Annotated in this window: 24 protein-coding genes and 2 pseudogenes; 7 read left to right on the top strand and 19 right to left on the bottom strand. The window is 58.2% G+C overall.

The window, feature by feature from the left end; genetic code table 11:
• Window positions 1-3 precede the first annotated feature (3 nt).
• The 12 genes from GGD46_RS28875 to GGD46_RS28925 form a co-directional block, all read right to left on the bottom strand.
• Window positions 4-1,233 carry a glycosyltransferase family 4 protein gene (locus tag GGD46_RS28875; protein ID WP_184710220.1) on the bottom strand — a complete coding sequence of 410 codons (1,230 nt, stop codon included), beginning with the start codon at window positions 1,231-1,233 and terminating at the stop codon, window positions 4-6.
• On the bottom strand, window positions 1,230-1,970 hold the full coding sequence (locus GGD46_RS28880; RefSeq protein WP_184710223.1) for a class I SAM-dependent methyltransferase: 741 nt from the start codon (window positions 1,968-1,970) through the stop codon (window positions 1,230-1,232). Before GGD46_RS28880 ends, GGD46_RS28875 begins: the two co-directional genes overlap by 4 nt.
• On the bottom strand, window positions 1,967-3,283 hold the full coding sequence (locus GGD46_RS28885) for a glycosyltransferase (RefSeq protein ID WP_184710225.1): 1,317 nt from the start codon (window positions 3,281-3,283) through the stop codon (window positions 1,967-1,969). The genes GGD46_RS28880 and GGD46_RS28885 overlap by 4 nt, the downstream gene beginning before the upstream one ends.
• The gene (locus tag GGD46_RS28890) at window positions 3,280-4,503 is read right to left on the bottom strand and encodes a glycosyltransferase family 2 protein (protein ID WP_184710227.1); all 1,224 of its coding nucleotides are present in this window, start codon (window positions 4,501-4,503) and stop codon (window positions 3,280-3,282) included. The genes GGD46_RS28885 and GGD46_RS28890 overlap by 4 nt, the downstream gene beginning before the upstream one ends.
• On the bottom strand, window positions 4,484-6,307 hold the full coding sequence (locus tag GGD46_RS28895; RefSeq protein WP_184710229.1) for an ABC transporter ATP-binding protein: 1,824 nt from the start codon (window positions 6,305-6,307) through the stop codon (window positions 4,484-4,486). Before GGD46_RS28895 ends, GGD46_RS28890 begins: the two co-directional genes overlap by 20 nt.
• Window positions 6,304-7,305: a glycosyltransferase family A protein gene (locus tag GGD46_RS28900; RefSeq protein ID WP_184710231.1), complete on the bottom strand. Its 1,002-nt coding sequence runs from the start codon at window positions 7,303-7,305 to the stop codon at window positions 6,304-6,306. The genes GGD46_RS28895 and GGD46_RS28900 overlap by 4 nt, the downstream gene beginning before the upstream one ends.
• Window positions 7,289-7,414, bottom strand: coding sequence for a hypothetical protein (locus GGD46_RS34325; RefSeq protein WP_281414753.1), 126 nt, complete (start codon window positions 7,412-7,414; stop codon window positions 7,289-7,291). Before GGD46_RS34325 ends, GGD46_RS28900 begins: the two co-directional genes overlap by 17 nt.
• 334 nt (window positions 7,415-7,748) lie before the next feature.
• Entirely contained in the window at window positions 7,749-8,435 is a 687-nt protein-coding gene (locus GGD46_RS28905; protein WP_184710233.1) for an MOSC domain-containing protein, read from the bottom strand.
• Window positions 8,432-9,142: a glutamine amidotransferase gene (locus GGD46_RS28910; protein ID WP_184710235.1), complete on the bottom strand. Its 711-nt coding sequence runs from the start codon at window positions 9,140-9,142 to the stop codon at window positions 8,432-8,434. Before GGD46_RS28910 ends, GGD46_RS28905 begins: the two co-directional genes overlap by 4 nt.
• A gap of 1 nt (window position 9,143) precedes the next feature.
• Window positions 9,144-9,719, bottom strand: coding sequence for a TlpA family protein disulfide reductase (locus tag GGD46_RS28915; protein ID WP_246806499.1), 576 nt, complete (start codon window positions 9,717-9,719; stop codon window positions 9,144-9,146).
• A 61-nt stretch (window positions 9,720-9,780) separates the two neighbouring features.
• Window positions 9,781-10,329, bottom strand: coding sequence for a carboxymuconolactone decarboxylase family protein (locus GGD46_RS28920; RefSeq protein ID WP_184710237.1), 549 nt, complete (start codon window positions 10,327-10,329; stop codon window positions 9,781-9,783).
• Between the two features lie 224 nt (window positions 10,330-10,553).
• On the bottom strand, window positions 10,554-11,234 hold the full coding sequence (locus GGD46_RS28925) for a MarR family winged helix-turn-helix transcriptional regulator (RefSeq protein ID WP_184710239.1): 681 nt from the start codon (window positions 11,232-11,234) through the stop codon (window positions 10,554-10,556).
• Window positions 11,235-12,463: 1,229 nt separating this feature from the next.
• Here GGD46_RS28925 and GGD46_RS34575 point away from each other — a divergent pair.
• From GGD46_RS34575 to GGD46_RS34465, 3 genes and pseudogenes are all read left to right on the top strand, one after another.
• A pseudogene (locus tag GGD46_RS34575) lies at window positions 12,464-12,568 on the top strand (hypothetical protein); the annotation flags it as partial.
• 58 nt (window positions 12,569-12,626) lie between these two features.
• Entirely contained in the window at window positions 12,627-12,827 is a 201-nt protein-coding gene (locus GGD46_RS34085; protein WP_246806500.1) for a hypothetical protein, read from the top strand.
• A gap of 397 nt (window positions 12,828-13,224) precedes the next feature.
• Window positions 13,225-13,329 (top strand): annotated as a pseudogene (locus GGD46_RS34465) (MarR family transcriptional regulator); the annotation flags it as partial.
• 286 nt (window positions 13,330-13,615) lie between these two features.
• Here the strand turns inward: GGD46_RS34465 and GGD46_RS28940 are convergent.
• From GGD46_RS28940 to GGD46_RS28950, 3 genes are all read right to left on the bottom strand, one after another.
• Window positions 13,616-14,038: an SgcJ/EcaC family oxidoreductase gene (locus GGD46_RS28940; protein WP_184710245.1), complete on the bottom strand. Its 423-nt coding sequence runs from the start codon at window positions 14,036-14,038 to the stop codon at window positions 13,616-13,618.
• Window positions 14,039-14,283: 245 nt separating this feature from the next.
• Window positions 14,284-14,982: a response regulator transcription factor gene (locus tag GGD46_RS28945; protein WP_184710341.1), complete on the bottom strand. Its 699-nt coding sequence runs from the start codon at window positions 14,980-14,982 to the stop codon at window positions 14,284-14,286.
• Between the two features lie 647 nt (window positions 14,983-15,629).
• Window positions 15,630-16,718 (bottom strand): hypothetical protein, encoded by a 1,089-nt coding sequence (locus GGD46_RS28950; RefSeq protein ID WP_184710247.1) that lies wholly within the window; start codon window positions 16,716-16,718, stop codon window positions 15,630-15,632.
• A 589-nt stretch (window positions 16,719-17,307) separates the two neighbouring features.
• Between GGD46_RS28950 and GGD46_RS28955 the strand changes: the two genes are divergently transcribed.
• The 4 genes from GGD46_RS28955 (at window position 17,308) to GGD46_RS28970 (ending at window position 21,440) form a co-directional block, all read left to right on the top strand.
• Entirely contained in the window at window positions 17,308-17,880 is a 573-nt protein-coding gene (locus GGD46_RS28955) for a PE-PGRS family protein (protein WP_184710249.1), read from the top strand.
• A gap of 103 nt (window positions 17,881-17,983) precedes the next feature.
• Window positions 17,984-19,699, top strand: coding sequence for a type I secretion system permease/ATPase (locus tag GGD46_RS28960; protein WP_184710251.1), 1,716 nt, complete (start codon window positions 17,984-17,986; stop codon window positions 19,697-19,699).
• 15 nt (window positions 19,700-19,714) lie between these two features.
• A complete protein-coding gene (locus GGD46_RS28965; protein ID WP_184710253.1) occupies window positions 19,715-21,160 on the top strand; it encodes an HlyD family type I secretion periplasmic adaptor subunit in 1,446 nt (481 codons plus the stop codon).
• Between the two features lie 7 nt (window positions 21,161-21,167).
• Entirely contained in the window at window positions 21,168-21,440 is a 273-nt protein-coding gene (locus GGD46_RS28970; protein ID WP_184710255.1) for a transposase, read from the top strand.
• A gap of 143 nt (window positions 21,441-21,583) precedes the next feature.
• Here the strand turns inward: GGD46_RS28970 and GGD46_RS28975 are convergent, their stop codons facing one another.
• Genes GGD46_RS28975 through GGD46_RS28990 form a run of 4 tightly spaced genes read right to left on the bottom strand, consistent with a single transcriptional unit; the run spans window position 21,584 to window position 25,157 of the window.
• Complete coding sequence (locus GGD46_RS28975) at window positions 21,584-22,786, bottom strand: FAD-dependent oxidoreductase (RefSeq protein ID WP_184710257.1); 1,203 nt, start codon at window positions 22,784-22,786, stop codon at window positions 21,584-21,586.
• Between the two features lie 4 nt (window positions 22,787-22,790).
• Entirely contained in the window at window positions 22,791-23,267 is a 477-nt protein-coding gene (locus GGD46_RS28980; RefSeq protein WP_184710259.1) for a RidA family protein, read from the bottom strand.
• The gene (locus tag GGD46_RS28985; protein ID WP_184710261.1) at window positions 23,260-24,006 is read right to left on the bottom strand and encodes a gamma-glutamyl-gamma-aminobutyrate hydrolase family protein; all 747 of its coding nucleotides are present in this window, start codon (window positions 24,004-24,006) and stop codon (window positions 23,260-23,262) included. The genes GGD46_RS28980 and GGD46_RS28985 overlap by 8 nt, the downstream gene beginning before the upstream one ends.
• Window positions 24,000-25,157: a M20 family metallopeptidase gene (locus GGD46_RS28990; RefSeq protein ID WP_184710263.1), complete on the bottom strand. Its 1,158-nt coding sequence runs from the start codon at window positions 25,155-25,157 to the stop codon at window positions 24,000-24,002. Before GGD46_RS28990 ends, GGD46_RS28985 begins: the two co-directional genes overlap by 7 nt.
• Window positions 25,158-25,181 lie beyond the last annotated feature (24 nt).

The following is a 25,181-nucleotide window of genomic DNA, read 5'->3' on the forward strand; positions in this document are numbered from 1 at the left end:
TCCTTACCTGCCTGTTACTCTCAGAAATGCATGAAGAGCGGCGCCGACCGCCTCAATCGAGAATTTTTCAGTCACCCGCCTTCGGGCAGCTGCACCGATCTGTGCTCGAAGGGGCTCATCGGCTCTCAACTCCGCCAAGGCCTGCGCAATGTCTTCCGGTCGTTCTTGCCTCACCATCAGGCCGCCCGAGGCCTCTCCGTCAGCAAAAATATCCGGCAACCCCTGTGCATCCGAAGCGATGACCGGAAGGCCGCAGGCCATGGCTTCCAGTGGCGCAACCGGCATGCCCTCGACACGGGAAGCCGTGACATAGACGTCAGCCGCCGATAGCCAGCGCCGGATCAAAGTCCGGTCCGTCGTATAGCTGGAAAGCCAGTGCACATTCGACAGGCCGCTTTCGCGAAGAAGCCCTGCGAACGTCGCGCTGTCCTGGCCTGATCCAATGATCACCAGCTGGGTAGAGGGATCGTCGGAGAAGCGCGTCCAGGCTCCCAAAAGAACGTCGAGCCCCTTGCGGCGGATATCGATGCGCCCGTGATTGACGACAATGAAGCAATCCTGCGGCAGACCGAGATTTGCTCGCGCCTCGCCGCGATCTATCGCTTGCCATTCCCGCGTATTCAGCGGATTAGGAATATTCGCAATATCTAACGCAATGAGCGGATAGGCCTTGGCAAGCCGCTCGCGCTCAGCGGCGGACGCGACGATCAGACCCCGGCATGTGCGAAGCGAAAGCTGTCTGGCGGCGGCCTCGATCCAGGACAGGGTACGATCCCCTCCCTGAAAGGTAGCATAGAGAGGGAGCTTCAAGCCCCGCGCCAGCCATGCCAGCGCATCGAAACGCGTATATTCATATTCCTGGGCAAGCAGCAGATCGCATCTGGAGCGGCAAAGGATCTCACGGAAGGCGGAAAGCGGCGTTTGAGACCAGCGCCTGAGGCTATAGGCGGCAGGAGAATGACCTTGCCTTGGCCGCCTTGCCGGTGCGATCCAGATTGGCGTGCCTGTGCCAGAATGCTCATAGCATTCGATCTTGTTCACACGCTCGGATGCACAGACGATGATCGGCTTGTGACCCGCGAAACTCAGCGCCGCCGCATAGCCGAATAGCCAACCTCCCGTCATCCGCCCGACGAAATCCTGAAATTCTAGCCCGATCGGTTCGAGGAATTCCTCGATCACATCGCCCCATGGAAATAGGGCGATCACTTTGGACGTCTGGTCAACTGTCATTTGCGCCAGGCAAAGGCTGTCTCTGTGCCGCGCGTGGAGGGCCGATGCATCAAATAGCCAAGGATGGTCACGGGCGCCGCCAGTGCATAAAGTAGCTTGCGACGACGGCGTCCGATGCGGGAAAAAGAGACGTCGTGGAAGAAAGCCGTGGCAGCGTTGATGAAGGTGGCGCGCCGTTCCGGCCGCCTATCAAACAACGACGCAAGTTCCGGATCCCGGTATCCCCGCCTGACATGACCCCATTCGCGCATCAGTTCGCTTTCATGGGGGCAATGGCGTTTCATGACGCTGAAATAAGGGTAATGCCAATTGACCTCCGGGGTGGAGATCAGGACATATCCGCCCGGCCGAACCACCCGCAGCGCCTCCTGCGCAGCGCGGCGATCGTCTTCAATGTGCTCCAGAACGTCGAACATGGTGACGATATCGAAACTGTCGTCATCCATTGGCAGCGAGCAGGCATCACCGCAGATGAAAGTCGATTTGGCCCAGGAGGGCTGACGGTCGGCCAGTTCGGGATCGATATCGAGCGTGACGATATCGGCCTGCGGATAAAGGATGCTGGCAAGGCCACTGCGACCGCCGCCGATTTCCAGCACCCGACCGGTGCCCCCGGTTTCGAGAGGAGCGACCCGATGGATGGCGCGCATCTTTTCGCGATAGAACAGACCATCCGTTAAGCCGTTCGGATAGGGGTTTCCGGACAGAAACTGGCCAAGCGCTGCTTTCCTAATCATCGCATTATTCCTTTCTCAGCGGTTACCGCAATCCCCATCGGGGGTCGCCGCCTTCTCCAGCCGAAGCGCAAGAGAAACTGCAGGCCGGCAAGCCAGCCCTGTATTTCAGCTGCCAAAATTCCAAGGCGGCCCGGCGGCCCTTCGAAGAGCGCCTTGACGAAGGCCTTCGCAAAATAGACCGGTAGCTGCTTTCCGATGCGCACGATGTTTCCGCGATCACCGAATTTGTCATATTGCGTCACAAGGGCTGCAACGTGGCCCTTCATATAGGCCTTGATCTGTCGCCTAAGCCCGGACCAGTCGCGGCGATGGTGATGAAAAACAACCGCTCGAGGCTCGTAGAGGCATGCGCCGCCTACCGCCAGCAATCGGTACCAAAGCTCCGAGTCCTCCGAACATCCGGCCGCTCCCGCGCCGAGTCGTTCATCGAACAGGCCAATCCTCTCGAATACCGAGCGGCGAAAAGCCATGTTGGCACCGGCGCCGATCTTCCAGACATGCGCGCCGCTCGGCCGCGTTTCCTCAAAGAAGCGCCCGTCGAAGGTGAGCGGCACGAAGGTCGAGCCGAAGCCGCCGATCGTGAATTGAAAGGAGCATTGCGCCGCCGTATCGAGGCGCGCCGGCAACACAAGACCCGTAAAGGCCTCGACATCGCGTTCGACAAAGGCACGTGCGATTTCTGAGGTCCAGCCCGGATGAGCTTCGACATCGTCATCGGTGAACGCGATAATATCAAAGCGGCTTGTTTGAACGCCGGTGTTTCGTGCACGACTTAAACCGGCATGCGGCTCGTGGACATAGCGAAATTCCGGGAACTGCCGACAGATTTCCCGGGCGTTTCCCGCTGGAGAATTGTCGACGACGACGACTTCACCGGGAGTGCAGCTCTGTGTCGCAAGGCTGCCCAGGCATTTGCTCAGAGCCGGACCTCGATCGCGGGTGCAGACGACGACGGAAATGTTCTGCGCCGACGTGGAGGATGGAGCCGCGATCGCGTCGAGCACTTCGACCAGGTTTTGCGCCTCGAGCGCCGTCTCCAGCAAGAGCGCCGGCTTTGGCTGCCCTTCATAGGTGGCGCGCAACGGTGCGCCGAGCCCGATGCTGCGCGCCTGCAGTTGCGCAGCAGCATATTCGGCGGCGAGCTGACGCAGTTGCGAGGTCCCGTAGGGTAGCTCGTCCCCCAGCGAGGCCCGTGCTCCGAGCGGCAGATCCCTCCACCAGAAGATCGTCAATGCGGGCCCGCGGTCGGCCTCACTGTCGTTGTCGGCATCGGCCAGATCGATATGTCGGACTTCAAATCGTTCTCTCCTCATGGATTGCGCTCCCGGATCGACCTGATACGGGCGCGCGAGCGGTCATATTCGCCTGCAAGACCATAGATCCCACCCCACAGTTCCGCTATGCTGAAGCGCAGCTCGTGACCGCGCAGCCGCGTCACAGCACGGGCGAGCGCCTTCAACTGGTCAAAGAACCACCAGCGGACCATGGCGCGATGACGGGCTCGCATCTCGTCGTCGGTGCGATAGCTCTTCACGAGAAAGGCCATCATGCCGAGGCCCCAAGTCCAGTATTGACGCCTCAGTTGCGGAATGGTTTCGCGATGCTCGTGATAAACGGCATATTCCGGCTCATAGATCATCGGACGTCCGGAGCGCAGGACACGGTAGAATATATCAAGATCGCCGCCTCCCGGCAGCGGCGCTCCCGTATCGAGCGCCTCGTCGAAACCGCCGAGCTCCAGCAGCAAAGACCGGTCGAAGGCCATGTTGCAGCCGGCGCCGAGAATGCCGGCACCGACGGGATGAAGCGGATTGTCGAAGCGCGCCTTGTGGAACTCCCTGCGTGCAAAACCGCGGCCAAATCCTCCACGCCTCTCGAAGAAGATCTGCGCCTCGGTGTCCAGACGAAACGGCAGCACGAGGCCGGTGAAACCACCAACGCCGGGGTTATCGCGGCAAGCCTTGGCAAGACCGGCAAGCCAGTTGCAGTCGACCACGACGTCGTCGTCGAGATAAGCAATGATATCGCCCCAGGCCGCATGAAGGGCGGCGTTGCGAGCAAAATCCAACCCGGCCTTCGGTTCGAAAACGTAGCGGATATCCTGAAAACTCTCTACGGCTTCGCGCGTGGTCGAATCCACCGAGGCATTGTCAACCACGATGATTTCGACGAACCGGAAGGCAGCTTCTGTCCTTGCCCGGTCGAGCGAGCGCAGCAGTCGGGAAAGGCGCTGTGCCCGATCCTTGGTACAGATGGCGATGCTGAGGCTTGGCAGCGGCGCGTCCTTGACTGGCGACCGCGCCGTCAGCTCCTCCTCCATCTTGGCAACGAGGATGCGCTGGGCGAAGCGCTCATCGGCAAGAACTCTCAAATTTTCGACCGTCAGTGTCGATCCGGCCGGCTGCTCGATCATTTCGAATGCGATCAACCGGCCTTGCCACCGCGCGATCAGACCAACACCGGTCTGTCCGGCCGCAAGTTCGATCGGCTCCAGAGGCTTCGACAATTCGATATCAATTAGCTTGTAACTCATGACCCAACTCCCGGCCGTCACGACGACCGTGCTGAAATTCGAGGAGCCTCGAAAAATGTCCCTGCCGTTTGAAGAGCTCGTCCGGCGAACCGGCCTCGACCACGCGCCCCTTCGTCATCACGATGATCTGATCGGCGGCCAGAACGGTCGATAGTCGGTGAGCAATCACGACGACGGTGCGGTTATGTGAATACTCGTCGAGTGCCAGCTGAAACGCCTGTTCAGTTTCGGCATCGAGCGCGTTCGTCGCCTCGTCCAGGAGCAGAATATCGGGGTTTCGAAGGATCGTTCGGGCGAGCGCCACGCGCTGTCTTTGTCCGCCCGACAGGCGCATTCCCTGATCGCCGATCCGCGTCTCGTAGCCATCCGGAAGCAACCGGATGAAATCGTCAGCCTTAGCGATTTCGGCCGCCTTGCGGATTTCGGCCGGCCCGGCATCCAGATCGCCGTAGGAGATGTTGGCCGATATCGCGTCATTGAAGAGATGAACCTCCTGCGACATCAGCGACAGGCGCTTGCGCCAGCTAGCCAGATCGAACTCGGTAAGCGGTATTCCGTCTGCCACGACCTCCCCGGATGTCGGATCCAAGAAGCGAAAGAGCAATGCCATCAGTGTGGATTTACCGGCCCCCGACTCGCCGACGATCGCCGTGGTTTTGCCGGCGGGAATGCTGAAGGAGACATCCTCCAGTGCGAGCGGCTGGCCGGGTGCATAGCGGAAGGAGACATTGCGCAATTCGACGGTCTGTCTGAAGGCTGGGGCCTGCACATGCCCTTGCGAAAGAAAGGGCCTCTCCGTTGCACGAAGGAAATCATCGACATCGTCGATACTGCCGGCGAGCCCGTCGAGTGCGATCTTCGATTGCAGAAGTTCGCGGGTCGGACCCTGAAGACGGTATAGAAGCGACAGAAAGGCTGCCAGCGCTGCGATGCCGAGGCCCACCGATTGAGCGACCAAAACGAGCGCGCCGATCAGGATCGTAATCGAAATTTCCGAGACAGGCCCCGGTGTCGCCCAAAGCATGTCGAGCTTTAGAAGGCGCCGGCGTACATTGTCTGAGGTCTTGCGGAAGCGGTTGCGCTCATAGTCTTCCTGGGCAAAGGCACGGATCAATTGCAGCGCGTTGATGCTCTCCCACATTCTCAAACCGAACTGCTTGTTTTCCTCGACGACAGCCTTGCCGGTCTGGTCTGCGCGACGCGTCGCCAGGCGAATGGCCATGGCCCCGAAGAACAGGAACGTCATCGAGAAGAACGTCAGCCTGACGGAAATCAGCAGCATCAGCAGCATGAAGACGACGAAGGTGCAGAAGCAGATCATCAAACGATAGGCTAGGCTTAGGGCCTGACTGACCTTCCAGGTGTTGTTGGCGATCGTCGTGATGATATCGGAGCGCTTGTTGTCCACCCGGTAGTCGATGCATGAGCTGATCGTCTGGTCGAAGACCTTTGCTCTTAGCCGATGTGCGACGAGACCATCGATATACCGTGTCACCCAGGTATTGATGAGGTGGACGGCATTCTTGAGGAGGATGCTCGCGCACAGAACCCCCACGAGGAATGCCGTCAAATGGCTCTGCGGAACAGGTGCGAGAAGGCGGTCGAAGATCCGCTGCCATGCTCCCCCTTGCGCCGCCGCAGCACCGAGGCTTTGAATGAGGGGAATGAAGAGAAAAAGCCCCGCCCCCTCCAGGACCGCAGCGGCAAGGCCGAGCCCGACGATGGTTAGCCCTGCCCAGGCGGGCGCCTCCGCCAGGCGGAAGAGCCGTTGCAGCTGCGCGAGGAGGGAATTGCCCGAGCTCACTGGATCGTCTCCGAGTAGAGAGGCCGCAACTCGGCGTTCCGTTGCAGCCCCCTCAAGCGGGCCTTGAGCCAATCGGGAACCAGCCGGGCGCGGCAATAGACATCCAGCATATTCGGCAGGCTTGAAATCGCCAGGCGTGGCTCCAATGCCAGAAATCGCCTCAACAGATCACAGCCGTCGAAGAATCGCCCGCTGACAAAAGCTCTAACGACCAGCCAGTGGATCATGTCGACCAAATGCGCGTCGAGGTCGCTGCCATATTGCGGATATTTTCCACGATACTCGGCAAGGACGATTTCGCACGAAGCGAGCATCCGCTTCACATCGCTCGACATATTTGTATTCGTCATGCGATAGCCGATCAGGTGCTGCTGTATGACGCGGAATTCGTAGCTCTCCGCAATTCTGAGGCAGATCAGAAGATCCTCACAGCCCTGGGCATTGCGTGCCCTTAGGGACGCGTCGAACTGCCCGGCTTCTTCGAATGCGGAACGGCGCATAAGCATCGAGCTGCCATTGCCGACAAAATTGTTTCTGCACATGCGCTGAAGCACATACCCTTCATGGCTCGGCCGGTTATGCAGGGAAAATACGCGGCTATGTTCGTCGATCAATGCATACCAGCAATAGGCCAAGCCAACCGATGGCCCGCCCTCTTCAAGAGCACGCCATTGAAGGGCGATCTTTGACGGAGCCCATAGATCGTCGGCATCGATAAATGCGAGAAACTCGGCGGTGGTTGCGGCAGCACCATGGTTCCGCGCTACGGCCACGCCGCTATTGGCCTGCTGCAGGATCCGGATTCGCGGATCCTGTTTTGCATATTCGGCCACGATTGACGGGGATCGATCCGATGAACCGTCATCAACAACGATGATATCGAGAGCCTGATGCGTCTGGCAGCTGATGCTGGCCAGGGTCGCGCCAATCGTTCGTTCGGCGTTGAACATCGGCACGACGACCGCAACCGTGGTACTTCGCTTATCGTCCACAATCATTGCCACCGTTGGCGGCCAAGCCAACAAACCCGATAATGCCCTTGCTGCCGGAAGCATTGGCACGTGCCATGGCCGGGATGCCGCTCTCAAGGACGCCGTTCATCGTCATCGATCTTCTCCGCATGCACGAGCAGCTGGATATCCCGCCGCTTCCATCGCCGGAAACAACTGGCGCAAAGGTCGGGACGATCCATGGCATTAGGACCAAAGATTGTCTCTTCGGACCTAGGTCTGGTCCGGAACGGGACCTTAGTCTGACAAACCGGCTTCTTTGCTCAAATCAGCGGAACGACTGCCAGCTGCGATCATGTCGAACACCCTATTCGCTTTACCTCAATCCCCATTTGCAAAGTCGCCGAGCTTGGCGGATGCCAACAAGATGAACAACGATCAAGCTTCTGAGATACGACCACCTGTCCGGACCACGGGCAGCCGGGAGGTCACTAGCGATCTCCCAATCTCCTGCTCCAATCTTCGATTGCATTGTTCTCCAGCCGGCGCGTCGCCAGACCTCGCCAACTCTCCGAGAGATGATTGAGAGCGGAAATGCCGGCGAGTTCATCGCGATTGAGCGTGTCGACGTAAAAGGCCCGCCAAATCCGGCCGATCGTCCATTCCGGCGAAGCGCGATCGACAAGGATCAGGCGATCGGAGGGAGCGACAATGCCGGGCTTTAGAATGCGATAATACCAGCCGGTACGGCCGGTCGTTTGCACCTCACGCGCCATGGTCTTGCGCCCGAACCGCGCGTTGAGGCGCCAGCAGGGTTGCCTACCCTGGCTGACCTCGACGACGGCACTTCCGACCTCGAAGACATCGCCGATCGCTACACTCTCCTCCGTCGGTCCGAGTGTTGAGATGTTCTCACCAAAGGCCCCCGGCTCCGCAAGGAGGCAATGTGAGCCGAGATCGCTCGACCATGCGGCATAGTGCTCGAATGGATAGTGATGGACCGCCTTCTCCGGGCCACCGTGCTTTTCACGATCACCCTGCCGGTCCCCGCTCAATCCTGTCGCCGCCAGCGAGAGCGCCGACGTCACCTCGGATTTGGCGATGCCGCTTGGCACCTCGTGCGGGCCAAGCGGCGCCAGCGCTCCGACACGAAGGCTTCGGATCGGGATCCCGTTCATGTGCGAGGCTCCAGATTCGTCAACCAGTCTTCAAACATCTGCATCGCCGCCACGCGGAGGCGTGGGCCGAATTCCTGAGCCTCGCGCCGCAACGCAGAAAGATCTATTCCGGCCACAGTGAGTTCAATTGCATGTCCGACAAGCCAGCGCTCAAATCTCTCATCGAGTGACGCCTCTGGGTGGAACTGCAAGCCAAGTACGTTCGAGCCGAGTGAAAACGCCTGCTGCTCGACCAGCGCCGATGATGCAAGGTTCACTGCCCCGATCGGCAGCCCATAGGTATCGCCGTGCCAGTGCAGCACGGGAGTGTCAGCTAGATGCCTGATCGGGCTCGCCGTCCCCGTATCGGTCAAAGAAAGCCTTGAAAACCCGATCTCTTTCAAACCGATCGCGAACACCTTTTCGCCGAGGGCCGCCGCGATCAGCTGCGCGCCAAGGCATATGCCGAGCGTCGGCAAGTCCGCAGCCAGCCGAGCGCGAATGAATTCGCGCTCCTGTGCCAGAAATGGATAGAGATGATCCTCATAGGCGCCGATCGGCCCTCCGAGAACCACAAGAAGATCGGGCTCAAGCGGGTCGCCACGCCCGAAATCGGGATCGCCGGCGTCACTGTAGCGTGCCGTATAGTCTGCTCTTTCCAGGACATCGGCGAAACAGCCAAGATCTTCAAAATACACATGGCGCAAAACAAGGGTGGTATTGGGCATGTTAACCTCGTGAACCTTCGAAGCTCGGCGCTGTCGCCGAGCAGCGGCCACCGCTGCAGTTCTGCTGGTCCTGGTCTTCCGCGACCGTGAGATCTTCAGGAGGCGCTGCTGCGAGTGCCAAAGCGATCCGCGCGCCAACCGCCAAATCATCCTCGACGCCGAAAGCATGATGGAGGATTGCACCGTCTCTCCCGATCAACACAGACGACGGCGTGCCGCGCAGCCCATACCGACGCATGGTCACCGGAATGTCGGAGCCTTCCTCCGCAAGATCGACACCAACCGGCGACGTCAAACGATACTCGTGCAGGAAGGCTTTGAGGGTCGTCGGCGACATGGCCGCATGATGTTCGAAGACGGTATGGATGCCGATCACCTCCAGGTCGGTTTGACCGAACAGGCGCTCGATGCGTTTGACCTGCGGGATCGCCTCGGTCACGCAGCCAGGACACAGAAGCTGGAAGGTATGTAAGAAGATCGGTCGGCCGCGCAACCTCGCAGGAGAGAGTGGCTCTGAGACGTTGAACCATTCGCTGATGGCGAGTTCGGGCGCAAGTCGATGTGCAGCAGTTGCCATTGTTTTGATCCTTTTACCGAAAGCCAGGCGGACCAGAAGAGGCCCGCCCAGCGGTGAACGCTTAGCGCGTAGCGCGCATCAGCTTCACGCCCGGAAAATCGACCGGTACATCGAGTGCGACGTTGATGTAGTTGGTGAACAGATTGAGCGCGATGTGGGCGATGATCTCGACGATTTCCTCGTCGTTGAAACCGGCACTGCGCAGCGCGTCGACATCCGTTGTGGCGAGGTCGGCGCGGTCCTCGACGACTTTGAGAACGAACTGAAGCACGGCGGCGGTCCCGGGATCACCCGAACGTCCCGCCTGTGCCTCAGCCATATCCTCGGCGGTCGCACCTGCCTTGCGGCCCAAAGCCGTGTGAGCAGCGAGGCAATAGTTACAATTGTTGCGGTCGGCAATCGCAACGGCGATCTGCTCGCCAAGCTTGGCGCTGATCTTGCCGCCGCCAAGCGCTCCGAAGGAGCCCCACATGCTGGCAAGAGCCGCTGGCGAGTTCGCGACAGCCTTGAACATGTTGGGAACGACGCCAAAGGCGCCATTGATTTGTTGGAGCTGATCGCCAACCATACCTGTTGCGCTTGCGGGATCAATAAGAGTAATTCTGCTCATGTTCTTTCTCTCTATTGGTCTGGAGGGGAGAATAAGCCGGTTCGTCGATTGCAGTCGGCGGACCGGCGCGACAAGGATCGCATGGCAAGGCTCAGACCTACCTATGGGTTTGAGCCTGATGGCAACGACCTTGAAGAGGTTGAAATCGGTTGATGGCAGATGAGCGGGCCACAGTTGGCCCGGGAGCGATAAAGAGATCGGTCGGCGATAGTCGGAGCACGATACTATTCCTTACCGCTTTGGGAATGGGGGTCGGTTAATCCCGCTTTAAAGGCAGTCCAGGCGGCAGCCCGGGCAGCAGGATCGGCTTCATGATGATCCTGACAATCAACACGGAGTTCTGACTGTCCGAAAGGCGCGTCCACGAAATGACAGTGATGCGGGCGCTCACTATCAGAATGTGCGTATGGTGAAAAAAATCGACAGGTCACGCACATGCGCTGGACCGGAATGGCGTCGCGCTCCTGCAGATGTCGGATCATTTTGATCAGGCAAAGGAGCAAATCCTCCTGCTCACCGCCATCAAGCGCCTCGACTGCCTGCGCAGCAAGACCGTCCTCAGCTTTGCCTGCCAAGAGCGCTTCGCTCCCCTCTGGCGTCAATCCAATACTCACCGCTCGCCCGTCTCTCGGATCTGGCGTCTTTCTCAGATAGCCTTTGCGCTCGAGGGCATTGATCGAGTCCGTTGCAGTGGGCTGCGAGACGCCGAGATGCGCGGCGATCTCTTTAACGGCGAGGCCGGTCCGCGCTCGCGCGGCAAGCAATGAGAGGATCGCAAACTGAGTCGGGTTGAGGGCGGTCGTCTTGGCGGCATTCCAATCGTCGACCCGCATCACCATGGCGATGCGGGAGAGGCCATCGCGGATGCGCAGATGAAGCGAGAGTGGGTTCTTCGATGGTTCCATACCTTCATTAATATAGGACTCCTATTTAAATGCAACTCTATTTTTGGAGTCCTTGGGCGTCTGCCATCGCTTGCAGATCGCACATGGAAGCGACCTCTGATGCTGTTAGGCAAAAATGCTCCGCTTGCGCTTTGCGCGATGACAGATCGCTGTCTGCACCGAAAGAGGCTGCCGCCAAGCCGCAGCACCTCACCATCCCGTTTCATATCACCTGCGTCCTATTCGCCCGCACATTGCGAACACGATGAACGTTCAGTACGAAACATGGAAACCGCCTTCATTGAAAGCCCAGGTTCTTCGCCTTGAGGGTATCAACTGGTGATCGGGAATTTATGCCGAGGCCGTTCCGTAAAGCCTGATATTAGGAAACCTGCAAACCTGCCGCTCAAAAACTGATGCGTGGACCGAAAGAGCCATAATAGCCGGGTGTCGATCCGCTTGGAGCCAGGTCATTATCTCGTTGGACTCTCTCTTCCCACCGCCGACGGTTTGCTGCCTTGTCTTTGGCATTAGCGGGATCCGTCGATCTGCTGGCGGCTACTGTAGCAGTTTGGCGACCGGTTCCGCCGCCTGTCGAGCAAGACGCAGCGAAAAGAGCGGGAAAAACTATCACAATGCCAAGGGCAATTGCCTTTGTGAGACTGTATTGGACCTGCGGCATAGACATCCCCAATGCTCTCTTTGACTATCTACTATGAAGCGAGATGCTATTTGATCTTACGTCGAGTGGAAACCGAAGGCTAGTCGGATTCCCATCCGATGGACAGTGAGGCGAGCTGCTGCCCCCTTGTCCTGTGAGCCTGGTCCATCGTCATGCTTTCGTGGAGTGTCGGTCTACGAACTCGCTCCGCGGCCAAATTTCGCCGACTGCGCCATTTCGCACCCATGGACAGAAAAAGCTCGTTGGACAGTTCACCCAGATAGCGTGCGAGATCAACTCTGACATAATTGTCCGAATAGCGCCGCCGGTGAACCAAAGCCACAGCGGAAAATGCGGGCGCGCATCCTTTTGGGCGAGGTATTGGCCGCGGGTTCGGCGATACAGATCGCCGGTCTTCCCGAGAACTGGCGTTACCTTGCTACGCCCGCTCTGTGGCTGTTCGCCGCGGCGTTCTGGTTTGCGCCGGGCACTCGGCAAAGGAGCCGTTGCGGCATGGGTATCGTGGCTGGGCGTCGCTGCCGTGACGAGATTGTTCGTCGTGCTTAGTAACATGATGGCTGCATCGGATATGGCCGCATTTCTGGCGAAGACATTGGCTGGCGCAGGAATGGCCTATCTGGATGCTGCCCCTTTCGTTGGAGCCGTCGGCGGGATCGTGACAGGTTCCATTGCCGGTGCGAATGCAATATTCGCAACGACGCAGGCGGACATTGCCCGCTCGCTTGGAGTGAATGTCTGTGGTTCACGGCCATTCACAATGTGTCGGCACCTTTCCTGCTTGTGGCGCCGCCGGAAAAGATCGAAATGGTGGTGCATTTATCCCCGGCAGAGGCCTGCAAGCATCGCCGCGGATCCAGATGACGATTTTGTTCGTGGCCATGGCGATTGTTGCAATACCGACAATGATCAATGTCGTGCTCCCTATCATCTGAGGCATAGAGAAGCCACGCATCGGGTGCACAGGAGTGGGCCGAAGCCAATCTGCGACGCCGAGCGAGATCTACAGCATGGCCTGTTGAATTCCGCCTCGACTTCGCCCTTCGTTTCACCTGACGACGGCACGGCTGGACGAAAGCAGTCCTGAAACCAGGAGTTCATATTCTGGTATCTTTCTGGCAAGATAGCATGAAGAGTGTCTCGATTGCTCGAGTGAGGTTTTAAGTGAGTGACGCGATAGATGTTGCGCAGCGAGCGTGGAGCCGAGAGCGGCCCGACGTCGACAATTGGCCGGTCGGGGTAATCGGGCGCACCCAGCGCCTCGCCCGCCTTTTCGAAGATGAGCTTCAGACTTTTTTCCGGCAGTCCGGTTTGGATACGAGCGAGGTGGATATGCTGTTCACGTTGCGACGATCCGGTGCGCCATATGGATTGACGCCGACACAGCTCGTGAAATCGTTGATGGTTACCTCTGGCGCCGTTACAAAACGCATCAACCGTCTCGAAACCAAAGGGCTTGTCCAACGAATCCCCGCCAGTTTTGACCGGCGTATCGTCCAGGTCCAATTGACCGAGCATGGTCTTGCAATGGTCGATCAGCTTTTCGCGCCACACATTGAGAATGAGGTGCAACTACTAAAGGGTCTCGATCGCGATAAGCTCGATCAACTTGCCGATCTCCTGCGGACACTCCTGCAGTCTCTTGGCGACACACAGCGCCTTTGAATCTAGCGTCACGCTCAAGGCGTCACCTCGCGGCGCAATCCTGCCGTTGCAAGCGCGGCTATTTTCGCAGGACGAGTTTGCCAGTGCGAGGATCCGTCAGCGTGACATTTTCGAGAGCCTTAATCAGCCACAGGCCTTCGTTGCAGGTCAACACTGCCTGGATCAAAGTATCCACCAAATGTGGTCCCGCCGGATGCTCAGCGCCGATCGTGAGCCTACTCCAGAAATGAACGACGGCTGCGTCACTGCCAACCGCAATCACATCGATCACTTCGTTCTCGAGTGTGGAATCCCTGTAAATCGTTTGGTGGATCGGAGCGTGGAGAGCAACAATTTCATCGGCCCCACGAACGAGGTGTCCGAACCGATTTACAAATGTCGCATCCTCATGAAACAGCCCTCCAAGCACAGTCATGTCATGGGCGTTCCAAGCGGCTTGGAAAGCTCCAGCCACCATCTCCGGTCGGGTCATCTCGCTCATCTCAGCTCTCACCAGCGTTCCAATCGCACTATCATCTGGCGGATCTGCGCATGAGGCTCTTCGTCCGCAACAGGATCCAATTATTCTTACATTTATCTTACTAGTAAGATATAATGCAATAGACTTTTGGAGATGCCCTTGACGGCCAGCGTCAGAAGCGCGAGCAGTCAATATCCATTGGAGCTGTTTTCACTATGAGACGTCGCGCCATCCCACCGGCATCGCCTCGCTCACGGCGACACCATCTAGCTCGGTGACGCGTCTTCCCCATCAGCAGCTCTGCGAACCAGACGTGCAACCACCTCAGTGCGGTTTTGCGCCTGCAATTTGCGCATGATGTGCTGCAAATGCATCTTCACCGTATGCCCAGACAGATTGAGTTTTCCTGCAATTACCTTATTTGAGCAACCGCATTGCAACTCCGCGAGAACATCCGCCTCTCGGGGAGTGAAATCGGCAATCGCCAAATGCTGCGCCCTGACGTCCAGGCTTTTTTCAACCTCATTTCTGGACAGACTGTGATCGCTTGTGACAGCGCCCAAGAGTTGAGGGCAGAATGTTCCTCCCGCCAGAACGAGACGAAGGCCGGCAAGGGCAATGTCAATCGGAAGCGACGTCGAGAAAAAGCCGCGAATACCCATTTTGAGCGCCTGACGGACGATGTCGGCATCATCCGTGCCCAGGAGCAATGTGATGGGAGCCTCGGGAAAATGTGCAACAATAGCTGCAAGATCATCGCGCAGACTTGCGCTCTCAACACCTCTGCCGGCCAGATCGAGTGCAATCAAACGCACCTCACATCCCAGGGCTTTATCGAGACTCTCAGTCGAGATCATATCGATAAAGCTCCAACCGGTGAGTTCACGCTCAAGAAGCCTCACCACAGTCGTCCGTGCCAGTGTGGAGTGCTGAATAACAACAATCGTCGGTGTATTGCGCCGCATTTGGCGCCTGGATTTGGCACTGTTGGACACCTGTGTGCTCCCCCGGGGGCTATCTCAGCCCAACAGCAGGACACATTATTCCCGTTATCGTTTCATGTCATGGCATAAAAAAGAGGTACTATCGATATCAATAGTCTTATCTATCACGATAATTATCAAAACATACAATATGTGATAGAAATGCAACCAAAGACTGCATATTGAATGCGGTAGATTATTCATGGGTATATTTATATATGTAAATTGCCACATATGATCGAATTATTCGGATAACTCACGTTTATCAATTGAAGCAGGAACACTCCGAAACGCATTGAAAGTCATGAGAACTATATCAACTTTACCTTAAACGATCTTCATATCTATCTTGTTTTGATAGTATATATCAACTTAAAGCAGATACATCGACGAATGAGCACGCTGTATATCGACAGGATATAACGGCCTCCGTAAGTCGAGATCTTCGGCAATATCGATAGGCTAAGGGTTGAATTTTCGGTATCTCAGGGGATTTGTCCTACGGCACGAGTTCCGCCGAAAAGACGAAGGCATGGTAGAGAAAATGATGTAGCATATGCGTTGAAGAATTGCATGAAAAGTGGATTCGTGCCAGCTCTCCTGCGCAACGCGAGTGTGGCCGCTATCAATTAAGTATGAATTAGGCCCAGAATGTCATCGACGAGAGCAGAATGGGCATCCGTAAGGTTGCCGCCTCCCCCGTGACCACCGATGCCAGCCAATTGAAGCGCATGCTGATCGTAGAGAACATGATCGATTTGTTGAGCGTCCGCCGTCCCGCCGGCGGGGACGGCGATGTTGATGGGGTGAAAATAGGCGAGATTGACGTCAACCATGCTGCCGGTTGACGATCCAACCCCGCCACCCCCACCCTCATGGCCGCCGGTAAAAATCGTCCCTGACGATAGGTTGAAGCCACCGCCGTTGCCGCCAATGCCTGCAATCTGCGTTGCGCCCTGATCGAATATTGCATTGTTGGTCTGATGGGCCTCCGCCGAGCCGCCTGCAGCGCCCACGGCGATGTTGATCGGTGAGAAGATTGCGATGTTCACGTCGACCATGCTGCCAACGAAGTAGCCATCGCCACCGTGGCCCGCATAATTATCTCCGGTAAATGTCAGGGAAGTTCCGGGACTTAACGGCGAGTCGTGGCTCGCGATATTATGGTCTCCGCCCGAGCCACCAATACCGCCAATCTGGGTTGCTCCCTGCAGGAACACCGCGTTGTTCGATTGGTCAGCGTGAGCCACCGAACCAGGCCCGACGGCCACGGCAGCGTTGACGGGAGCAAACACCGCAACGTCGGAGCTTACAAGGCCACCGTAGAAGATGCCATTGCCTCCGGTGCCGGCATGATTGCCCTCACCGCCGTCGCCGATGGCGATATTGCCGTTTCCACCATTCCCACCGATCCCGGCCATTTCGGTGGGGTGCTGATTGATGAGCGCGTCATTGCCCTGGAAGGCGTCAGCACCCGAATGGGGGCCTGCAATGGCCGCATTCGACGGCACGAAGGCAGCCAATGCGTTGCTGTTGATGACACCGTCGCTTATCCCGTCGCCACCGCTGCCGGCTGAATTGTAGCTCGGACCAGAAGTAACATCCAATGGAAGCCAAGTTGGCACCAGAGCTAGATGCCCCGCCGCCAAACTGGAGGTAAGGTTCTGATCGGTGCCAGTTTTGGGCAAATCTTCCGATAAGGGACGAATTTCCGTCATCACCGTCTCCATTCCGCGGTCAACTGCGCGCCCCACCGAGCGTACAGCTTATGCAGCGTGAGTTGTCCCATCATTGTGCATCTGAATGTGGGAAAAGCAGAGCCTGCAATTCGTCTACATCCATTTGCCTAATACTCTAACCATTTGGCTGTCATGGATGCGGGGCCTGCTGCAAGAGTTTGAGGGCGCTAGAATTAGAACTCCTGGTGCGCGCAGCCTCTTTCGCATGATCGGACATACTCGTTTTTCAGCCTAGAGGAAGATCTCCTTCGCCAAGCAAAGCCTGATCGGAACCCCTCAATTTAGCCCGTTGGCGCGGACGATCGCCGCGCGGAAAAGCGCGTCGCCTCGGACAGAGGGGGACACGATCATCACCAAGCCATCTTGTGCCAAATCATCAGGTACCACGTCAAAATGACGCTTTGTTGCCTCCAAGCATACGCCCGAAAGAACGTCGCCGAATATCTAGATAGCTCGCAGATTAAATCGCGGGTAATATTTACCTGCGGTTGTATTTACGGCGGTGAGATGCTGGACACCCACGCGGTAGAATGAACACGTACCAAACGAGTTAGTAGGAGGGATATCGATGCCTATTCCACAATTATCTGACACGATTCAACTCAACGACCCACACGCAGGCGACGCGAGCGCCGGCAATGGCGCTGGCGGGTATAATAATGGGAACATTGACTACAATCCGGTTGCCTATGTCGCGAATGTGCAATCGGTCGAAGGAGCATCTACCGATCTACACAACGGCGATCATGTCGGGCTGACGGCAGGCTGGAGCGCCGATGGCGGAGCCGGTGGGTTTACTCAGGCCCAAAACGGATTCCTTGCGTCGCTCTCGAACAGCGGGGCCGGCGGTGCAGGAGGAGATGCTCACTCCAACGGCAGCCAGGGAAACTCAAGCGGCGGCGATACAGCTGCTGTAGGTGCGGATACGACGGCGACACAATATACGCAGCTTTTGGCTGATCAGCATGCCACCATACTTGCCGGCGTCGGCGGCAACGGTGGTAACGGCAACATAGCTCGAGGCGGCGATATCTCGTCGGCATTGGTTCACACGGATCCCGCAACGACGACGGTGAACAATGCTCTCGATCATTTCACCAACGACTTCGGCCATATCGATCTTAGCCATCTTGGCTCATGAAATCAGGCCCTGAGGGTCGCCGGTGTCAGCTGGCGGCCCTCATAGGCTGCGGAGCCGGTCGGCTGCCCCTTCTTGTCAGTATCAAGTGCAGCGAGATCTGGTAATGACAACGCTTTCTTTAAAGCCATCGACCCCGCAGACACAACTCGTTGTTGCACTCCGCGCTTGTGCCGGAGCCTTCAGTTTGGTCTTCCTTTATAGCTGCGGCTACAATCTCTTTCTTCTAGCGCCTTCGGTCTATCTCCTGCAGATCTACGACAGGGTCCTGTCGAGCCGAAGCACCGACACGCTCCTGATGTTGACAATAATCATCGCCATCGCCGTGGTGGTTGGCTCCGTGTTGGATATCGTTCGCAGGGCAGCTCTTTCCCGCATCGGCAGCTGGCTTGATCACAGATTGCGGCCGATGGTGCTGACCGCATCGTTCGAATATGCTGCCCGCGCCGATGTTGGAACCGCCACGGAGTGCTACAGGGATCTGGCCACTCTGCGCCAATTTCTCGATTCACCGGCCAGCGCGCTTTTTTTCGACGTTCCCTGGGCACCGGTCTTCTTGCTTCTGCTCTTTCTCGTTCATCCGCTGCTTGGGGCAATCGGGCTTTTGAGTGCAGTTGCACTTCTTCTGTTTGCGTTCCTGACGGAACAGGCGACACAAGAGCCGCTTACCCAGGCCAATATTGCCCTTTCGAGGAGCTATCTGCGATTTGCGAGCGCCCTCAAGAACATTGAGGTCATCCGAGCAATGGGCATGCAATATGGTGCAGCACTGCTCGTCTATCGCGATGCGGAAATGGCAAGAAGGGCGCAGGACGTCGCGATGCATCGTACGGAGATCATTCTCGGGTTCTCCAAATCGATCCGCACGCTCGCGCAGATCTTGATGATGGGATCTGCGACATGGCTGATACTCGCAAGCAACAGCAATCCCGGTATCATCTTCGTTGCCAGCTTACTGCTAGGGCGCGGGCTCGCACCGATCGAGGGCGCAATAGGTGCATGGCGCTCCTTTACCTTTGCGCGGAGCGCCTTCAATCGGCTGAACAGGATGCTGATCGCCGTTGCATCGGATCGCGATGCCCGAACGGTGCCACAACCGGAACCCAATGGCCTCATTCTCGAAAACGTCAGCTATGTTCAGCCATTTGCCAACAGGCAGATATTGGCGGGCATCACATTGCGCCTCGCGCCAGGCGATTGCATAGCGATTATCGGCCCCTCGGGATCGGGAAAATCGACACTCGGTCGCATCATGGCAGGCGTTGTGCAAGCGACGGGCGGATGCGCTCTTCTTGGTGGCGTGGATATCTCGGCTCTGCGCCTGTGCGGTGGCGGTCGGCACGTCGGCTATCTGCCGCAGGACATCGAGCTCTTCGGCGGCGCAATCAAGGATGTGATAGGTCGGCTGGACGGAGGAGATCCCGGCAAGGCGATTGATGCCGCGAAACTGGTTGGATTGCACGAAGCAATCATGCGGCTGCCAGGGGGCTACGAGACCGATATCGGCGAAGGTGGAAACCTACTCCTTCGAGCTCAGCGCCAACAGCTGGGGCTGGCACGGGCGGCCTACGGAAATCCGTCTCTTATCGTGCTCGACGACCCGAATTCGAGCCAGGATTATGACGGTGAACGCATGCTCTACAGAGCGATTGAGCGCATGAAATCCAGAGGAATGATCGTCGTCATCATCACTCACCGTATGGGCATCCTGCCAGTCACCAACAAGATTGCTATTATGCGTAACGGGACCGTGGCTGCCTTTGGCGACAGCGAGCGGATTTATGAGACCTATCTTCAACCGCCATCGCGGACAGGAACATAAGGGAAGGATGCTGCCATGACCCTTGTTCGACTGGACGCGACATCGACGAGATTTCCGAACACACCAAAGCCGGCCCAGCGGCTTGCTGAACCATCGGCAGCGCCGGCGAGACAGCAGGCCGCCTATGCGCCGGTGATCGAATCCAAACAGCGCGGCCCTGCCCCCCCTTCGCCCATGCCGGGACTTAGAGGCGTTATCTGGACGGGTAACCTGTTGGTTGGTGTCTTCATAGTCGGATTGGGAGCCTGGTCTGTTCTGGCACCGCTGAAAAGCGCTGCCGTTGCACCCGGCGTCATTGAGCCGGAGTCCAGCCGTAAGACCATTCAGCACCTGGAAGGCGGCATTGTGCGACGGATACTCGTCAAAAACGGCGACACGGTCACGGCCGGACAGGTTCTAATAGAACTCGACGATACAAAATCCCGCTCGGAGCGCGACAGTATTCAAGGGCAGCTTTGGGACGCCGAAGGAAGCCGCGCCCGCATGCTTGCCGAGCAGACGGGCTCCGACCATGTCGCCTATCCACCGGACCTCAGGGCAGCAATGGACAGAGATCCATCTGTCGGAGCGATTCTGGCGGGACAACGGAAGATCTTCGAAGCGCGTCGCAGCGTCATGCAAGCCGAAATTGGGATCACCAATGAGAAAGTCGCGCAGGTGCAACAGGAAATTGTCGGACTTGGCGCGCAGAAGACAGCTCTCGCCGAAAGAGCCGCAATCTCGCAGCAAGAGCTGGATCAGGTTACGGCCCTTAACGCCAAAGGATTGGAAAGAAAGAACACAGTTCTCAACCTGCAGCGGGAAAAGGCAGACCTTGCCGGCCAGCAGGGACAGGTAGAAGCGCAGATCTCTCGCGCCTATCAGGTGATCAGCGAATCGCAGGCCGACCTTGCAAAGCTTGAGAGCAGCCGGTTGAGCGAGGTCGCGCAAGGCATGCGCGACACGGAAAGCCAGATCATGCAATTGCGCGAGCGCCTGTGGGCAATCGACGACCAACTTTCAAGGACCGATATCCGCGCTCCCGAAGACGGAACGATCATGAACCTGCACATCCACACAGCCGGCGGGGTGATCGGCGCGGGCGAACCGCTCGTCGATCTTCTGCCGAGCTCCGATCGCCTGATCGTGTCTGTGCACGTCCGACCCGAAGACATCAATCTCGTCCGCCCTGGGCTTGAGGCACGGGTCCACCTCCTCCCCTACAATCAGCGGCGCGTTCCGCTCCTGAAAGGTCGTGTCGAGTACGTGTCAGCAGACCGTCTCACGGATGCACAGACCGGCCAGCCCTATTTTGCCGCAACAGTCCGGGTAACGGACGAGCGGTTGGCAAAAATGAGCGATGTCGAACTGGTCGCAGGCATGCCTGCACAGACAATGATCGAAACGGGCGAAAGCAGCGTGGCATTCTATGCTGTCAGGCCACTCCTCGACAGCTTCAACAGAGCATTTCGTGAGGACTAAAGCGGTGATGGGCAAGAGAAGATTCGACAACGACCAGATTACGGGCATTCTGAAAGAGCACCAAGCCGGGGTGACGGTTGCCGATGTTTGCCACAGGCACGGCATCAGCGAGCCGACCTTCTATCGGTGGCAATCCCTGCAGTTCGGAAATGCCGGTCTCGATACAAAGAGGGTAAGAGCATTGGAGGACGAGAACCAGAAGCTCAAGAAGCTTTTGGCCGAGGCCATGCTCTCTGCGGCAACACTCAGCGAGATGCTGGCGAAGGCATCAAAAGGATGAAGCCAAGGCTTTAGCAGGGGTTGCGCGGGTCTCGGCCCGCCAGGGTTCCTCATCCCGCAGCCTGGCGCAAATTCCGTTAAATTCGCGACGCCCCTCCCCTATCCTGGAAAGGCGGACGATGAGAGATGAGCAGCCCTCGCCCGTCAATCGAAAAGCTCAGCCAGGCGCGCCGCGGTTCCCATCGAAAGCGTCCATCCCAACGAGCCGTGGCCGCAGTTCAGGAACAGGCCCTTGACCTTGCTCGGGCCGACAATCGGCCGGCTATCGGGGGACATTGGTCGGAAGCCGGTCCAGGCAGTCTTGTCCGCAGCATACTCGCCGGCGTCGGGAAAGATCTCTCTTGCCGTCTCCACCAACCTATTGAAGCGGGACGGATCAAATTGTCCGTTGCTGCGGCCGATGTCGGCCAGGCCAGCGATGCGCAGCCGATCGCCAACCCGGCAGAAGACGATCTTGCGGGCACTGTCGGTGATGCTGGCGATGGGCGCATGCGCCGTCGCGGGGATCGTCATCGAATAGCCCTGCATCGGCCAGACCGGAAGCATGATGCCAGCCGTTGCCGCGACGTCCCGGCTCCAAACGCCGAGTGACAGGACCGCCCGATCACAGGCCCGCTCACCCTTTTCGGTTCTTATGGCGACGAGCCTGCCTGCCCGTTTCGTCAAGGCCCGAACCTTTGTGCCGAAGCTGAAGGTCACGCCATATTGGTTCTCGAGCAGATGTCGCAGGCCGAGGCAGAAGCGTTGCGAATCCCCCGACTCGTCAAATGGCGACCACAGAGCACCGGCAAAGGAATGCCCGTAACGCGCAAGGGCAGGTTCGCGTTCGAGCGCCTCTTTCGGCGACAGCATGACCTGTCCAGCTCCGTGGGCGTTCTTCAACCGACTGAGAGCCCCTGCACTGTGCACGGCCTGCAGGCTGGAATAGAGCGTGAGCTTGCCTGTCGCACGATGGTCGAAGTCTAGCAAATCACGGATTTTGGCGAAGGCCCGCCGGCTCTCCATGGCCAGTTTCAGCACTTCGATCGTGTTGGCCTCGAATTTGGCCCTGGTCGCATTTGCTAGAAAGGCGGCGGCCCACGACCAGAAACCGGGCGAGAGCGTCGGCCGGAACTGGAATGCCGGATCGAGGCCGAGCATGTATTTCGGCAGGTTTCGGACCAGAGATGGTGAGGCGAGCGCATCCGTGTAGGAATAGCTGAGCTGCGCCCCGTTCCCGAAGCTCGCTCCTGCTTCAGCCGGAGCGTTGGCCGCGTCGATGATCGTGACGGCGTGCCCTTTCCGTGCAAGCGCGTAGGCCGATGTCATGCCCACGACACCGGCACCCAATATGACGATCTCGGACATCAGGCTATTCCTCGTTGGAGAGGCGGGCGATCACCTCGACTTCGACCGGCACCCCACGCGGCAGTGACTGAACCCCGATCGCGAAGCGTGCATGCCGCCCTTGCTCGCCGAATACTGACACAAGCAGGTCGGATGCGCCGTCAACGACGGCGCCAATGTCGACGAAATCCGGCGCGCAGTTCACGAACCCCGAGAGTTTGACGATCTCGCGCACTCTCGACAAATGGCCGCCGGTCGCCAGCTTAAGCTGAGCGACGACGTTCAATGCCGCCAACGCTGCCGCCTTGTTACCTTCCTCTGCGGCAACTGATGCGCCCACTTTCCCGACATGGCGCGATTGGCCGTCTTCGAGAGGCAGTTGCCCGGACACGAAGATCAGACCCTGGTCGATCTTGAAGCCGGGCAGGTTGCCGGCGGGCTTCAAGATCGAAGGAAGTCGCAATCCCATGGCCTGCAGACGATGTTCCGGTGTCTCAACCATGGAGCACCGCCGATCGGGTGAGACAAAATTCCGTCGCCGCGTCGATGAAACTCCGCCAGATCGGTGCATCCGCTTCGCCTGCCGCATATTCGGGATGCCATTGGACGCCAACGGCAAAGCCATGGTCGACGGCCTCGATCGCTTCGATCACACCATCGCACGCGACGGCGATTGGCCGATATGCTGTGGAGGGCTGAACGGCCTGGTGATGAACACTGTTGACCCAATATCTTCCCGGCGCAACCGCCCGAAGGCAGCGGGGCTGGCAGGCAATTGTGATTTCGTGCTGCGCACGAAATGCCGGCTGATCCGGCTTATGTTCCAGCGCGCCTGGCACCTGGCTCGGGATGTCCTGGACGAGTTGGCCGCCGAGGCACACTGCCAAGAGCTGCATCCCATTGCAGATTCCAAGAAGAGGAATTCCCAACCCGAGTGCTCCTTCGATCAGCGCCTTTTCGAAAGCGGTCCGGAGCGGCTTCATGACACAGCTTAGCGAGGCGCCCTGGCCGTAGAGAGCGGGGTCGATATCAAACATTCCGCCCGTGACCAGAAGACCATCGATTGTCTCAAGATAGGGCGTGACGTCATCCACATAGGGCAGGATGAGAGGAAGTCCGCCGTGGCGCAAAAGGGCGTCGGCGTAATTGCGACGAACCACATATTCGGTCTCCGGCGCGTCGAGATCGTTGAGATCGGGCGTGATGCCGACCCTAGGGCGTGACGGCGTCTTCATCAGCATGAGAGCCATACCTCCGCGATATCAGCATAGATCTGCGCGGCCTTCAGCACGTTGTCGACGGATACCGACTCGTCCGGCTGGCCGCTGAGACCGAGATCCCCAGGCCCGACAATCGCAAAGGGCACATCGAGCCCCTCAAGAAGAACGGTCGCGTCACTGTAGTAGGACACGCCCTTGAGCGCTGGCTCGCGGCCGATGTGCCGAGTGCAGACCTCACTGCAGAGTCGCACGAATGGCTCGTTGGACCCGCTTTCCACAGCCGGCTTGAAGTCCAGAACACTGATTGAGACCGTCTCCGGCGCAATCTCTTCGACTTGTCGAATGACCGCGAGATGATCGGCACCCGGAGGCAGTCGGATGTCGAAATCCGCAAAGCAGCGATCAGGCGTCAGGTTAACGGCCGAGCCCCCTTCGATGCGACCGACACGAATGGTCGGTCCGTCGAGAAGCGGGTGAGCCACGCAGTTCAATTCAAGCTCAGCAAGGCGCGCCAAAAATCCATTAATGGTGGTGATGGCGTTGATACCCGCGTCGCCGGACACATGGCCGAGACGCCCCGTGGCGGTTGCCCGAAGCCAGAGTGCTGCCTTTTCGACGATAACAATGTCGAGACCACTTGGCTCGCCACACAGGAAGGCTCCTATCTCGTTCTTCAGTCCGCGCTCGATGAAGCGTCGGGCGCCGAGAAGGTTTGCGCTTTCCCCCGCCGTGAACGCCAGGATCACGTCGCCTTTCAGCAGGCTCTTGCGCGCTGCAAGACTTGCCGCCGCGGAGATCATTGCGACCAGAGCACTCTTCATGTCAGATGAGCCACGACCGTAGAGACGTCCGTTCGAAATCGTGGCAGAGAACGGATCGTGCCGCCATGGCATGGTGCCGGCCGGCACGGTATCCATATGGGCGGACAGCACGAGGCCTTGCTTCTCGCCCAATCCACGGACCCTTCCGAGTACGTTCGCCCGACCCGGCAAGAATTCCTCAAGTTCCGATTCGATGCCCAGAGCCAGAAGTTGTTGGTGAACCTCTCTGGCGACATCCAGCTCGCCTCCCGGCGGATCGCAGCTGTCAATCGCGACGATCGCCTGCAGAAATGTAATCGGATCGAATTGTCCGGCCGCGCCGGCGTCCTGTCGTAAATTTGTTGCGTGCATGAGCCATCCTCTGGTGATCATTGA

The organism is Martinezella lusitana (genome assembly GCF_014207095.1).
Taxonomy (GTDB): Bacteria; Pseudomonadota; Alphaproteobacteria; order Rhizobiales; family Rhizobiaceae; genus Rhizobium; species Rhizobium lusitanum_B.